Origin of the sequence: Streptomyces sp. yr375, assembly GCF_900110755.1 — a bacterium.
GTDB lineage: Bacteria > Actinomycetota > Actinomycetes > Streptomycetales > Streptomycetaceae > Streptomyces.
On the sequence record NZ_FOFF01000032.1, the window covers coordinates 1 to 13686 of the forward strand.

The window sequence follows — 13686 nt, forward strand, 5'->3', positions numbered from 1 at the left end:
TCAGCCCCTGCCCGGGTCTTAGGTTTCCCGCCTGGGTGTCAGCCCCTGCCCGGGTCTTAGGTTTCCCGCCTGGGTGTCAGCCCCTGCCCGGGTCTCAGGTTCCCTGCCCGGGCCTCAGCCCCCTGCCCAGGTCTCAGCCCCTCGCCCGGGTCTCAGCCTCCCGCCCTGATGTCACTCTCCCCCCGTCGTCACCGGTACCCCCATCACTTCGCGTGCGTGGCGGTCCGGGACCATGCCCAGGCGCCAGGCCTGCCAGCCGGCTTCCAGGTTGACGCCGCGTTCCAGTAGGACCGCGTAGGACTTCGTGCAGTCGGTCAGTTTGCCGTCTCGGGACGGGTGGGTCGCGTGGGCCAGTTGGGTCAGGTCCTGCTGGGCCACCGCCGTGCCGACCTCGACGCCGCCCGGGGACGCGTACGGCAGGAGGGTGCAGCGCAGGAAGCGGGCCCAGTCCTCGCCGCGCCGGTCGCCGTAGGACGCGAAGAGGGCCGTCGCCTCCTCGCACAGGGCGAGCGCCGCCTGCGTACGGGCGTTGCCCGCGTCGACGATCGCGAGTTCCAGGCAGGTCCAGGCCTCGCCGTGGGCGACGCCGATGCGCTGGAAGTCGGCGCGGGCGTCGACGAGGAGCTGGCGGGCGAAACCGGAGTTGCGGAGCGAGCCGGTCTGGGCGGCGCGCTGGTCGCGGGTCACCCGGGCCGAGTGGTGGCGGGCGCAGGCCAGACCGTAGACGTCCCGCATGCGGGAGAACAGGGAGCGGGAACGTTCCAGCTCGCGGACGGCGTGGTCCAGGCTGCCCGTCTCCTCCAAGGCCAGGCCCAGGTAGTAGACGGTCCAGGCCTCGCCGCGCGCGTCCTCGTTGTCCCGGTGACGGGCGGCCGCCCGGCGCAGGTCGTCGGCCGCCGGGCCGGGGTCGCCGGCGATGAGCCGGGCCCGGGCGAGCTGGGTGAGGGCCCAGGCCTCGCCGCGGGCGTCGCGGGTGCGGCCGTACAGGTCGAGGGCGCGGCGCAGGTCGGCCTCGGCCTGCGGGGCGTCGCCGCGGCGCAGGTTGAGCTGGCCCAGTTGGAAGTGGGCCCACGCCTCGCCGTGCACGGAGCCGCCCTCGCGGTGCAGGACCAGGGAGCGGGTGAGCAGGTCGAGGGCCTCGGTGAGGTGCGCCCGGTCGCGCTGCACCGCCGCCAGCGCGTGCATCGTCCAGGCGCGGTCCGTGGCCAGTTCGGGCGCGGCCTGGAGAGCCAGCGCCTCGCGCAGTTTCGCCGCCGCCTCCGTGAGCTGGCCCTGATGGTGCAGGGTGATGCCCAGCGAGCACAGGGCGCGCGCCGCCCCCGCGTCGTGATGGGCCTGGAGGTAGAGGTCGACGACCGAACTGAGCGTCGTACGGGCCTTGTCGAGCTCGCCCAGTTGACGGGCCGCGATGCCCGTACGCCACTGCACGGACCGCACCAGCAGATCCTGGCCGACCGACTGTGCCAACTCGCTGATCTCACCGAGCCGGTAGAGGTCGCCGCGCAGCAGGCAGTAGTCGCACAGCGCGCCCAGCAGGCTCAGTACGGCGTTCTGGTCGACGCCCTCCGCGTGCCGCAGCGTCGCGGTGATGAAGCTCGACTCGTCGTCCAGCCAGCGCAGCGCCTCGTCCAGGGAGGTGAAGCCGTGCGGGGTGAAGCGGTCCGAGCGGGTCGACATGTTGCCGTCGACCAACCGCAGTACGGAGTCGGCGAGTTCGGCGTAGCTGACGATCAGGCGTTCCTGCGCCGCCGCCCGCTCGCTCTGCTCCTCCTCGTCCAGCAGGCGGGCCAGGGCGAAGGCGCGGACCAGGTCGTGCAGGCGGTAGCGGTCGCCGCGGACGTGGTCGACGAGGCCGGCGCCGGCGAGGGCCGTCAGGTGACGGGTCGCCTCCGCGCGGTCCGTGGCCAGCAGCGCGGCGGCGGCCGCCGTGCCGAGGGAGGCGCGGCCGGCCAGCGCGAGACGGCGCAGCAGTCGGCGCGTCACCTCCGGCTGGTCGGTGTAGCGCAGCCACAGCGCGCGCTCGACCGGCTCCACCGGGCCGTACGCCGCCAGGTCCGCCGCCAGTGCGCGCGGTGAACGCGGGCCCAGCGAGGAGCCGACGACGCGCAGCGCCAGCGGCAGCCCGCCGCACAACTCCCCGATCAGGTCGGCGGATTCGGCGTCGTAGGGACCCGAGGCGTCCTGGGCCGCCGCTCCCAACAGCTCCTCCGCGCCCGCCGAGTCCAGCGGCTGTACGGCCAACTCGCGTACCCAGGCGGACAGTTCGGGCGGGAGGTCGAGTGCGGTCCGGGCGGTGACCAGGACGAGGCTGTCGGAGCGTTCCGGGACGAGCGCGCGGACCTGTGCGGGGTCCGAGGCGTCGTCCAGGACCACCGTGACCGGGAGGCCGGTCAGGTGCTGGTGGTACAGCTCGCCGAGCCGTCTGACCTGCTGGTCCGCGGAGGAACGCTCACGGAAGAGGAGCTGTTCGCGGGGCGCGCCGAGCCGGTTCAGCAGGTGCAGCAGGGCGTCGCGGGTGGGCAGCGGCGTCTCCCGCGCGCTGTCGCCGCGCAGGTCCACCACGCACGCGCCGCGGAACTGGTCCCGCAGATCGTGCGCGGCCCGCACCGCGAGGGTGGTGCGGCCGCTGCCGGGCGCGCCGTGCAGCACCACCACCGTGGGCCGCGTCTCCGTACTGGCCCGCGCCGCCTGCACCCACTGCCGGATCTGCGCCAGTTCGGACCGGCGACCCGCGAACGGCCCCGCGGTCTCGGGCAGTTGGGCGAACGACTGCTCCAGCACCGTGCGCCCGCGCGCCGCCGCGCTCTTGTCCGCGCCCCTGAGCTGCGGCCCGGCCGCCTTCTTCGGCCCGGTCGTCGCGCTGATCACCCGCTGCTGGTCCAGGAACGGCCGGATGCCCCGCACCTCCAGCGCCGTGAGCCACTGCAGCCGCAGTTGCTCCGCCCCGCCGGGCTGGCCCGCCTCGCCGGCCCGGTGATGCGCGGCCGGCAGATGTGAGCCCGCGACCTTGACGACGGTCGCCGCCGCGCCGACGACCCCGACGGTCACCCCGGCCCCGAGCGCCGTGCCCGGACCGGTGCCCAGCGCGAGGTCGGCGACCGCCGCAGTGAGGGCGGCAACACCCGCCACCAGCAAGGGAGTTCGCCCGCCCTCGCGCGCGTAGCGCTGCCCGAAACTGATCCGCCGGGCCTCCGACGCGTCCAGCGCGCGGGCATACGCCTCGTACTCCTCCGCCGCCGTCTGCGCCATGGCGTCCAGCGCGCCCCGCGCCCGCGTCATCAACACCTGCCGATCAGCCCGCCCCCCGGACCGCCGCACCTCCTCCTCCACGGCCCGCACCAACAACCGCTCGGCCTCAGCCCTATGGCCGTCCCGCATGTTCCGTCCCCCTCCGGCGGCAACTCCCTGTCCCCTGAGTGTCCTTCGGAGGAGGCGGGAGCGCGAGAGGGGCGACGATCACAGGAAATGGTCAGGTGACCTTCCGACCGGTCGATCGTTTCTTTGTGTGTCGGTCTGGTGGTCGAACGGGAGGGACTGCGGACGGTCTTGTGGTGGATCGGGAGGAGGGAAGGATTCCGGTGGCGTCCTACGCCCGCACATCGGAGGACTCCCGCCGACGGGACGGACATGGGGTACGTCATCAGCTACGGATCAATCAACGAACCGCGTTTGAGCGAGGCTGCCGGGTTGTCGCGACGTACTCCGACAACGGGTGCAGCGCATCCAAGGAGGGATCGGCCAGGCCTGGGTTCAACCGTCTGATCGAGGACCTGGTGCGTGGACACACAGTCGACGGCCTGACGATCCAAGGGGTCGTCTGTGTCGCGGACGACCGGATGTATCGCCGTCCGGAGGATCTGACCCGGTTCTTCGCCGCGCTGACGAACCAGCCTGGTCGCGTGTACATCGATCCGCAAGGCGTCCGGGACCCGTATGCGGCGCACGGTCTGTCGCAGGCTTTGCGGGCGCTGGAGGCAGCGGAGACCGAGACCCGGGTCAGAGGACGGAGGGTGGCGAACTGGCACTGGGCGCGAGCCGTCGAGGGCGTGCCGCACAGTGGGCCCCGTCCCTTCGGATGGCAGGAGGACAGGATCACCCTCCATCCTGTTGAGGCGACACTGGTCGACCGTGCCATCGACGACCGGGTGGGAGGGAAACCGGTCCGTGCCATTGCCCGTGAATGGTGCGATCTCGGTGTGACCGGAACCCGAGGCGGCAGGCCCAACGCGCAGACCGTCACGCAGATCATGACGGCGCCCAGAGTGTGCGGCTACCGAGCCAACAGGGGCGAACTGCTACTGGTGCCCGAGTCGGGGCAACCTGTGCTCGGGCGGTGGGCACCCATCGTCACGCCGGACCGGTGGCAGGCGGTGTGCGCGACGTTCTCCGCAGGCAGTCTGTACATGCGCAGAGGCAGCGGAGCGCCGAGACTCACCGGACAGCGGGTCGCTCCACGGTTTCTCGCCAGTGGCATCCTCCGATGCGGAGTGCCGCGCCACGACGGCACGGTGTGTCACGGTCCGTTGTGCGCCCAGAAGGGGAGAAGCAGAAAGAGCCCCCACGTCTACTCCTGTCGCGACTGCGGACGGTGCAGTATCAGCGGGCCGTTGGCCGACGAAGTCCTGGAGAGGCTCGTGTTCTCCGAAGCCCCGGGGCGCGTGAGGCCGTCGGACGAGGTGCTCCATCGCTGGCGTGCGGGTGAGTTGCGACTTGAGGAGAAGCGAAAGACCATCACGTCCGTCATCGCGTGCTGCGTCGTCCGAGCAGGCGTGAAGGGGAAGCCCACCTGGGACCACTCACGAGTGGTGCCGGTGTGGCGTTGAGGGCTGGTCCCTCCGCCGGTCCGGCGGACCTCTCAGGCAGGATGGACCCCATGCCGAACCGACTGGCCCATGAGACCTCCCCGTACCTGCTCCAGCACGCGGACAACCCTGTCGACTGGTGGCCCTGGTCGGCGGAGGCGTTCGCGGAGGCGCGACGCCGAGGTGTTCCCCTATACCTGAGCGTCGGCTATTCGAGCTGCCATTGGTGCCATGTCATGGCTCGGGAAAGCTTCGAGGACGAAGCGGTCGCCGCTTACATGAACGACCACTTCGTCAACATCAAGGTCGACCGCGAAGAGCGGCCCGATGTGGATGCCGTCTACATGGAAGCCGTGCAGGCTGCCACCGGGCAGGGTGGGTGGCCGATGACCGTGTTTCTGACGCCTGAGGGTGAGCCCTTCTACTTCGGTACGTATTTTCCGCCCGCGCCCCGGCATGGGATGCCGTCGTTTCGGCAGGTGCTGGAGGGGGTGCGGCAGGCGTGGTCGGAGCGGCGGGACGAGGTGGCCGAGGTTGCCGGGAAGATCGTCCGGGATCTGGCGGGGCGGGAGATCTCGTACGGGGACAGTCGGGCGCCGGGTGAGCAGGAGTTGTCGCAGGCGTTGCTCGGGCTGACCCGGGAGTACGACGCGCAGCGGGGCGGGTTCGGTGGGGCGCCGAAGTTTCCGCCGTCGATGGTCGTCGAGTTCCTGCTGCGGCATCATGCGCGGACGGGGGCCGAGGGCGCGTTGCAGATGGCCCAGGACACGTGTGAACGGATGGCCCGGGGCGGGATCTACGACCAGTTGGGCGGTGGATTCGCCCGGTACTCCGTCGACCGTGACTGGATCGTGCCGCATTTTGAAAAGATGCTGTACGACAACGCGCTGCTCTGCCGCGTGTACGCGCACCTCTGGCGGGCCACCGGCTCGGAGCTGGCCCGTCGCGTCGCGTTGGAGACGGCCGACTTCATGGTGCGTGAACTGCGCACCGCCGAGGGCGGGTTCGCCTCCGCGCTGGACGCCGACAGTGACGACGGGAGCGGGAAGCACGTCGAGGGGGCCTACTACGTGTGGACGCCCGCGCAGCTCGTGGAGGTGCTGGGCGCTGCCGACGCCGAGTTGGCCGCCCGTTACTTCGGGGTCACCGAGGAGGGGACCTTCGAGGAAGGTGCCTCCGTCCTTCAACTCCCGCAGCAGGAAGAGGTCTTCGACGCGGAGCGGATCGCCGGTATCAAGGAGCGGCTGCTGACCCGGCGCGGTGAGCGTCCCGCGCCGGGCCGGGACGACAAGGTCGTCGCCGCCTGGAACGGGCTCGCGGTCGCCGCGCTCGCCGAGACCGGCGCCTACTTCGACCGCCCGGATCTGGTCGAGGCGGCGGTCGGCGCCGCCGATCTCCTCGTCCGGCTGCATCTCGACGAACAGGCCCGGCTCTCCCGCACCAGCAAGGACGGGCAGGTCGGGGCCAACGCGGGTGTCCTGGAGGACTACGCCGACGTCGCCGAGGGGTTCCTCGCCCTCGGATCGGTCACCGGGGAGGGCGTCTGGCTGGAGTTCGCCGGGTTCCTGCTCGACCACGTCCTCGTCCGGTTCGCCGACCCTGAGTCCGGTGCGCTGTTCGACACGGCGGTCGACGCCGAGCAGCTCATCCGGCGTCCGCAGGATCCGACCGACAACGCCGCGCCCTCCGGCTGGACCGCCGCCGCCGGCGCGCTGCTGAGCTACGCCGCGCACACCGGCTCCGAGCCCCACCGCACCGCCGCCGAAAGGGCGTTGGGCGTCGTGAAGGCGCTCGGGCCGCGCGTGCCCCGGTTCATCGGCTGGGGGCTCGCCGCCGCCGAGGCCCTGCTCGACGGGCCGCGCGAGGTCGCCGTCGTCGCCACGGACGTGACCGACCCGGCGTCAAAGGCCCTGCACCGCACGGCACTTCTCGGTACCGCCCCGGGAGCGGTCGTCGCGTTCGGTGCGGCGGGCGGCGACGAGTTCCCGCTGCTCGCCGACCGCCCGCTGCGCGACGGCGAGCCGACCGCGTACGTCTGCCGCAACTTCACCTGTGACGCCCCGACCACCGACCCGGAGCGGCTGCGCACCGCGCTGAACGGCTGAAATGCCGTAAGCGGCCGTCTAGTTGGCGAACTCGGCCAGGGCGCGTTCCACGATGGCGACCAGTTGCTCGTGGTGCGCGCCCTTCCAGTAGGCGCGCTTGCAGGAGCGGCACTGGGCGAAGACGTCGTACGACTGCTCGGTGCCCTGGCGGAGTTGGTCGGCGACCTCGTCCTTGGTGGCCTCGCGCAGCAGGCCGTTGCAGGCGGTGCACCGGGTCCAGGGGAGCAGTTCGGGGGCGAACCGGTCGAGGACGTCGCGCAGTTGCTGCTCGGGGTCGGTGCTGTAGACGTACGCGCCGGACCACAGTTCGCGGCGGCGCAGCAGGCCCCGGTCGCGGCTGAGCAGGACGCGCTGCTGGGCGGCCGAGCGGGCGGCGAGCGCCGGGTCGCCGATGTCCGTCGACTCGTACGCCGTGTCCACGCCGAGCAGGCGCAGTCGGCGGGCGAGGGTGCCGAGGTGGACGTCGAGGAGGAAGCGCAGCGGAGCGCCCGGCACCTGCTGGGGGCGGGCGACCGGGCGGACGGTGACGGACTCGCCGGCGGCCGGGATGTGCGCGACCGGGACCTCGCGGCCGTCGACGAGCAGCGCGCCGACCTCGGTGAGGGGCACCCCGAGCGACTCGACGACATGGCCGAGCGTGGAGACGCCGTCGACGGCGAGCGCGGTGGCGCCGGCGCGCCGGGCGTGCGGGACGAAGAGGGCCAGCTCGGGGGCGACTTCGACGTGGATCTCGGGTGCGTTCACCTGGTCAGGATGGCATGGGGGAGGGGGCCCGGTCTCAGGCTTTGCGGCTGGGCAGGCCGTGTTCCAGGACGTCGAGGGAGCGGTTGAGAAGGGTTTCGAAGTCGTCCTGGTGGCCGTTCTCGGCCCAGTACATGGATGTCTGCAGCAGGCCGGCGATGACGGACATCGTGTAGACGCGGACCTCCAGGCTGCCGGGGTCGAGGCCGGTGCGCTCGCCGATGGCCTCGGCGAACATGCGGCCGGTGACCGACATGCTCTCCATCATGCGCGAGCGCACCGAGGGGACCTGGACCATCAGGTGGGTGCGCAGCCGGGCCACCTCCAGATCGTCCTCGATGCCGGTGCGGACGGCCTTCAGCATCACGTGCCGGACTGACTCCGGCCATGGTTCGTCCGCCGGGCGTTCCCGCAGTTCCGCGACGAGGATCGGGTCCCACTCGTCGGTGAGGACGATGTCCTCCTTGGTCGGGAAGTAGCGGAACACGGTCGACGGCGAGACCTCGGCGCGCTCGGCGATCTGGTCGATCGTCGTGGCGTCGTACCCCTGTTCCCCGACCAGTGCGTACATCGCGGCGCGGATCGCCTCGCGGGTCTTGATCTTCTTGCGCTCCCGGAGACCGAGTTGGGGTCGGTCGGCGGGAGCGCCGGTGCGTGCGGCGGTCATGGGCTCATTGTCGGGCATCGGGCCTGGCGGCGACCACGCCGGGAGCGGCGTCGGCGGGGTCGAGGTCGCCAGGGGCGAGGTCGGCCGGGCCGGCGTCGCCAGGGCCGGTGTCGGCGGTCTCGTCGTGCGCGGCTCCCGGCAGGAACGCGGCGGCCAGCAGGGCGGTGACCAGGGCGGCGATCCCGCACACCAGCAGGACCAGGTCCATGCCGTGCACATAGGCGTCGTTCGCGGAGGCGACGAGGCCGGTCAGGTGGGCCTGCTCGGCGACGACGTGGGCGGCGACCACCGAGTCCCCGGCGGTGTCGGCGACCTGGGCGGGCAGACCGGTGACGTCGAGCCGGTCCCGGAAGGCGGCGGACAGCAGGCTGCCGAGCAGCGCGATGCCGATCGCGCCGCCGACCTGGCGCAAGGTCATCAGGAGCCCGGAGCCGCTGCCGGCGCGGTCGCGGGGCAGGGTGCCCAGCGCGCCGTTCATGGCCGGGATGACGGAGAAGCCGAAGCCGAGGCCGGTGACGGACAGCCACAGCGCGGTGAATCCGTAGCCGGAGTCGACCGTCGTCCGGGTGCCGAGGAGCGCGGCGAAGGCCAGCACCACCAGGCCCGCGCTCACCGAGGCGCGCGCCCCGAACCGGGCGACGACCGGCGCGGCGGTCCGCGAGGCCACCAGCAGGCCGCCCATCATCGGCAGCAGCCGCACACCCGTGCCGAGGGCGTCGTGGCCGAGGACGGCCTGAAGGTAGGGCGGCAGCACGAACAGCAGGCCGGACAGTACGAACATCACCAGGGTCGCGGCGATCGTGTTGAAGAGGAAACCGCGGTGGGCGAGCAGGGTCATGTCGAGCATGGGGCGCTCGACGCGCCGTTCGCGCAGCACGAGCGCGGCGATCAGGACGACGGCCGCGCCGAGCATGCCGAGGATCAGCGGGTCGCCCCAGCCGCGCGTGGGGGCCTCGATGATGCCGTAGATCAGGGCGGCGAGCCCGGTCGCGGTGAGCGCGGTGGAGAGGGCGTCGACCTTGGGGGAGGCGGGGTCGCGGGTCTCGGGGAGCAGGAAGAGGCAGGCGGCGATGCCGAGGGCGGCCATCGGGACGTTCACCAGGAAGACCGAGCCCCACCAGTAGTGGTTGAGCAGCCAGCCGCCGATGATCGGGCCGAGCGGCAGGCCGAGCGCGGAGGCGGAGGAGATGACGCCGACGGCCCTGGTGCGCTCGTCGGGGGCGAAGAGCGAGGGCAGCACCGCCAGCGCGAGCGGCGTGACCAGCGCGGCTCCGACGCCCATGACGGCGCGGGCGGCGATCACCGCGTCGACGTCCCCGGCGAGCACGCCGACCAGCGAGCCGGCGAGGAAGATCCCGAGCCCGGTGATCAGCATCCGGCGGCGGCCGAACCGGTCGCCGAGGAGGCCGGCCGGGAGCATGAGCGCGGCGAAGACGACGACGTAGGCGTCCGCCATCCACTGCTGCTGGCCGGTGGTCGCGCCGAGGTCGCGCGCCATCGTGGGCAGGGCGACGTTGAGGATCGTGGTGTCGAAGCCGAGCGTGAGCATGCTCGCGACCAGGGCGCTGAGCGCCCACCAGCGGCGGGGGTCTGGAGTGACAGTGACAGTGTCCATGAAGTGAGAGTAACTCTCAAAACATGTGGACTGTCAATAAGTACCCACTCCAGGTATTCGCTCCTGGGGCTCTCGCAACGCAAACTCGCCACGCAAAAGGGCCACGCAAAAGGGCCACGGCTCGAAAGCCGTGGCCCTGAAGGAGGGGGCGTCCGTAGTGGATCGCCCGTAGGGGACTACCCGTGCTGGTACGCCACCAGGGAGATGCCGACGTAGTGGACGACGAACGCGGCGAGCGTGAGGGAGTGGAAGACCTCGTGGAAGCCGAACCAACGCGGTGACGGGTTGGGCCGCTTGATGCCGTAGATCACGCCGCCCGCGCTGTAGAGGAGTCCGCCGACGACCACCAGGACCAGGACGGCGATGCCGCCCGTGCGCAGGAAGTCCGGCAGGAAGAAGACGGCCGCCCAGCCCATCGCGATGTAGCAGGGGGTGTAGAGCCAGCGCGGCGCGCCCACCCAGAACACCCGGAACGCGATGCCGGCCGCCGCCGCGGCCCAGATGCTCCACAGCAGCCACTGCCCCTTGGCCTCGGGCAGCAGCAGCATCGTCAGCGGGGTGTAGGTGCCCGCGATGATCAGGAAGATGTTCGCGTGGTCGAGTCTGCGCAGGATGCCGTCCATGCGCGGGCTCCAGTCGCCCCGGTGGTACAGCGCGCTCACGCCGAACAGCAGGCAGGCGGTGAAGGCGAAGATGCCGCAGGCGATACGGCCACGGGTGGAGTCGGCGAGCGCGGTGAGCACGAGACCCGAGACGAGGACGGCCGGGAACATGCCGAGATGCAGCCAGCCGCGGAGCTTGGGCTTGATCTCTTGCGACAGGGAGTGCGCGACGGGACCGCGGCCGGCGGCCGGCGTATCCGTGGGCGCGTCGGGGACGGGCGCAGTCATAGGCGGCATCGTACCTACGGAACCGTAGGTTGCGGATCAGTCCGGCGAGATGACGGGTCAAGAGTGGCCATCGTCTCACGGGAGTTGGGTCGGCGCGGTGCGCGGAAGTCAGGTCAACGGACGGTTGTCCGAACGTCATGTGAACGCAAAACGTCGCTTTTACACGTGCCGGGCCGTGGTCATGTGCGTGGTCATCCTCACTCCGCTCACTTGTGAGGCAGTCTGGACAGATGGGCGGTACAGTCGGATGATCAAATGAGTGCGGTCGACACCGGATGAGCGCCAAGGTCACCACCGAGAAGCATCCGGGTCGCAGCCCCCACGGGGCCTCCAACAAAAAACCCTCATTTAGGAGCAATCGTGGCGCGCGACATCGCGGCTCCCCCCGTCATCCCCACCCACCACCAGGAACTCGTCTCCTGGGTGCACGAGATCGCCGAACTGACGCAGCCGGACAACGTGGTCTGGTGTGACGGATCCGAGGCCGAGTACGAGCGCCTGTGCGGGGAGCTCGTCTCGAAGGGCACCTTCCGGAAACTCGACCCGATCAAGCGACCGAACTCCTACTACGCGGCCTCCGACCCGACCGACGTCGCGCGTGTCGAGGACCGCACCTTCATCTGCTCCGAGAAGGAGGAGGACGCGGGCCCGACCAACCACTGGAAGGCCCCGGCGGACATGCGGGACATCTTCGTCGGCGAAAAGGGCCTGTTCCGGGGCTCGATGCGGGGCCGGACGATGTACGTCGTCCCGTTCTGCATGGGCCCGCTGGGCTCCGACCTCTCCGCGATCGGCGTCGAGATCACCGACTCCGCCTACGTCGCCGTGTCCATGCGCACCATGACCCGCATGGGACAGCCGGTCCTGGACGAACTGGGCTCCGACGGGTTCTTCGTGCGTGCCGTGCACACGCTCGGCGCGCCGCTCGCCGAGGGCGAGGCGGACGTCCCCTGGCCGTGCAACTCCACGAAGTACATCTCGCACTTCCCCGAGAGCCGCGAGATCTGGTCCTACGGCTCCGGCTACGGCGGCAACGCGCTGCTCGGCAAGAAGTGCTACGCCCTGCGCATCGCGTCGGTGATGGCGCGGGACGCGGGCTGGCTCGCCGAGCACATGCTCATCCTCAAGCTGACCCCGCCGCAGGGCGAGTCGAAGTACGTGGCCGCCGCCTTCCCGTCCGCCTGCGGCAAGACCAACCTCGCCATGCTGGAGCCCACCGTCTCCGGCTGGACCGTCGAGACCATCGGCGACGACATCGCGTGGATGCGCTTCGGCGAGGACGGCCGGCTGTACGCCATCAACCCCGAGGCCGGTTTCTTCGGCGTCGCGCCCGGCACCGGTGAGCACACCAACGCCAACGCGATGAAGACGCTGTGGGGCAACTCGGTCTTCACGAACGTGGCGTTGACCGACGACAACGACATCTGGTGGGAGGGCATGACGGAGGAGACCCCGGCCCACCTGACGGACTGGAAGGGCAACGACTGGACACCGGCGTCCGGTTCGCCCGCCGCCCACCCCAACGCCCGCTTCACCGTGCCCGCTTCGCAGTGCCCGATCATCGCGCCCGAGTGGGAGGACCCCAAGGGCGTGCCGATCTCGGCGATCCTGTTCGGCGGCCGGCGCGCCTCCGCCGTCCCGCTGGTGACGGAGTCCTTCGACTGGAACCACGGCGTGTTCCTCGGCGCGAACGTGGCGAGCGAGAAGACCGCCGCCGCCGAGGGCAAGGTCGGCGAACTGCGCCGCGACCCCTTCGCCATGCTGCCGTTCTGCGGCTACAACATGGGCGACTACATGGGTCATTGGGTCGACGTCGCCAAGGGCAAGGACCAGGCGAAGCTCCCGAAGATCTACTACGTCAACTGGTTCCGCAAGAACGACGCGGGCCAGTTCGTGTGGCCCGGCTTCGGTGAGAACAGCCGTGTCCTGAAGTGGATCGTCGAGCGGCTGGAGGGCAAGGCCGAGGGCGTGGAGACCCCGATCGGCGTCCTGCCGGCCAAGGGCGCCCTCGACACGAACGGCCTCCAACTCGCCGACGAGGACCTGGAGTTCCTCCTCACGGTCGACAAGGAGGTCTGGCGCGAGGAGGCCGCCCTGGTCCCCGAGCATCTGAACACCTTCGGCGACCACACACCCAAGGAACTGTGGGACGAGTACCACGCGCTGGTACAGCGCCTGGGCTGACGTCCCCCTTGGCCGGAATGGGTCGGGCCGCGTACAACGACGTACGCGGCCCGGGGCCGTTCACGGTTCGCCGCCCGAGCCGACGCGGTGTGTGGCGCCCGGTCCGCGCGTCGCTGCGGGTGCACGCGGACCGGGGCCGTTCGTGGTCCCCCGTAGGGGAGTCCCCTGAAGGGAGGTTTCCTGGAGGGGAGCTTCTTGGAGGGGAGTCAGCCGGCGGTGCTGAGTTCCTTGGTTTCCGCCAGGGCGGCGGCGTGCGCGTCCATGCGCTGGGCCGCCAGGATCGCCGTCGCCGTGTCCGCGCGGGACGCGGCGACGAGGAGCGCGCGGCCCGCCAGGGCGTGCGCCCGCTTGTGCAGGACGATCGCGCGGCGCGACTCCGCGAGGGCGGTGGCGAGCGGCGGGCGGACCGGCGTCCGCCCTTCCCGCAGCCGGGTGACCTGCTGCGCGAGCCCTGCGGCCGCGTTGTCCAGGTCGGCGGAGGGCTCCGTCGCGAGCAGCTCGTCGGTGACGGCGAGCAGCGCCGCGAGATGGCCCGCGAGCTGGATGTCCAGCTCTTCCTCGCGGGAACGGTGGGGGAAGTCCGAGGGCATGCCGGCCATCGTGCTGCTGTGGACCGACTTGGTGCGGATCGGTTCGTACATGAGGATGGCCTCCTGGGATGTCAGGAAACCATCCTAGCTTA

Annotated in this window: 9 protein-coding genes; 3 read left to right on the forward strand and 6 right to left on the reverse strand. The window is 71.1% G+C overall.

From position 1 onward, the window contains the following. Positions 1–171: 171 nt before the first annotated feature. The gene (locus tag BMZ82_RS26475) at positions 172–3378 is read right to left on the reverse strand and encodes a tetratricopeptide repeat protein (protein WP_093779911.1); all 3207 of its coding nucleotides are present in this window, start codon (positions 3376–3378) and stop codon (positions 172–174) included. 173 nt (positions 3379–3551) lie between these two features. Between BMZ82_RS26475 and BMZ82_RS26480 the strand changes: the two genes are divergently transcribed. Beyond that, entirely contained in the window at positions 3552–4823 is a 1272-nt protein-coding gene (locus tag BMZ82_RS26480) for a recombinase family protein (RefSeq protein ID WP_177244678.1), read from the forward strand. Positions 4824–4873: 50 nt separating this feature from the next. Beyond that, positions 4874–6907, forward strand: a complete 2034-nt coding sequence (locus BMZ82_RS26485; RefSeq protein ID WP_093779913.1) for a thioredoxin domain-containing protein — start codon at positions 4874–4876, stop codon at positions 6905–6907. A gap of 18 nt (positions 6908–6925) precedes the next feature. Here the strand turns inward: BMZ82_RS26485 and BMZ82_RS26490 are convergent, their stop codons facing one another. The 4 genes from BMZ82_RS26490 to BMZ82_RS26505 all read right to left on the reverse strand — a co-directional run bounded on the left by BMZ82_RS26490 (position 6926) and on the right by BMZ82_RS26505 (position 10820). After that, positions 6926–7651 (reverse strand): Mut7-C RNAse domain-containing protein, encoded by a 726-nt coding sequence (locus tag BMZ82_RS26490; RefSeq protein WP_093779914.1) that lies wholly within the window; start codon positions 7649–7651, stop codon positions 6926–6928. 34 nt (positions 7652–7685) lie between these two features. Beyond that, the gene (locus tag BMZ82_RS26495; protein WP_093779915.1) at positions 7686–8315 is read right to left on the reverse strand and encodes a TetR/AcrR family transcriptional regulator; all 630 of its coding nucleotides are present in this window, start codon (positions 8313–8315) and stop codon (positions 7686–7688) included. 4 nt (positions 8316–8319) lie between these two features. Continuing rightward, entirely contained in the window at positions 8320–9930 is a 1611-nt protein-coding gene (locus BMZ82_RS26500) for a DHA2 family efflux MFS transporter permease subunit (protein ID WP_093779916.1), read from the reverse strand. 176 nt (positions 9931–10106) lie between these two features. After that, positions 10107–10820, reverse strand: coding sequence for a PAQR family membrane homeostasis protein TrhA (locus BMZ82_RS26505; protein ID WP_093779917.1), 714 nt, complete (start codon positions 10818–10820; stop codon positions 10107–10109). A 360-nt stretch (positions 10821–11180) separates the two neighbouring features. Here BMZ82_RS26505 and BMZ82_RS26510 point away from each other — a divergent pair, with 360 nt between their 5' ends. Continuing rightward, on the forward strand, positions 11181–13004 hold the full coding sequence (locus tag BMZ82_RS26510) for a phosphoenolpyruvate carboxykinase (GTP) (RefSeq protein ID WP_093779918.1): 1824 nt from the start codon (positions 11181–11183) through the stop codon (positions 13002–13004). Between the two features lie 206 nt (positions 13005–13210). On the opposite strand, the gene BMZ82_RS26515 is transcribed toward BMZ82_RS26510, so the two are convergent. Continuing rightward, complete coding sequence (locus tag BMZ82_RS26515) at positions 13211–13645, reverse strand: SCO4983 family protein (protein WP_093779919.1); 435 nt, start codon at positions 13643–13645, stop codon at positions 13211–13213. Positions 13646–13686: the final 41 nt, after the last annotated feature.

Bases quoted from the DNA above. Each gene is read 5' to 3' on its own strand.
- BMZ82_RS26485 (WP_093779913.1), top strand. From the start codon at position 4,874: ATGCCGAACCGACTGGCCCATGAGACCTCCCCGTACCTGCTCCAGCAC.
- BMZ82_RS26475 (WP_093779911.1), bottom strand. From the start codon at position 3,378: ATGCGGGACGGCCATAGGGCTGAGGCCGAGCGGTTGTTGGTGCGGGCC.
- BMZ82_RS26505 (WP_093779917.1), bottom strand. From the start codon at position 10,820: ATGACTGCGCCCGTCCCCGACGCGCCCACGGATACGCCGGCCGCCGGC.
- BMZ82_RS26495 (WP_093779915.1), bottom strand. From the start codon at position 8,315: ATGACCGCCGCACGCACCGGCGCTCCCGCCGACCGACCCCAACTCGGT.
- BMZ82_RS26500 (WP_093779916.1), bottom strand. From the start codon at position 9,930: ATGGACACTGTCACTGTCACTCCAGACCCCCGCCGCTGGTGGGCGCTC.
- BMZ82_RS26515 (WP_093779919.1), bottom strand. From the start codon at position 13,645: ATGTACGAACCGATCCGCACCAAGTCGGTCCACAGCAGCACGATGGCC.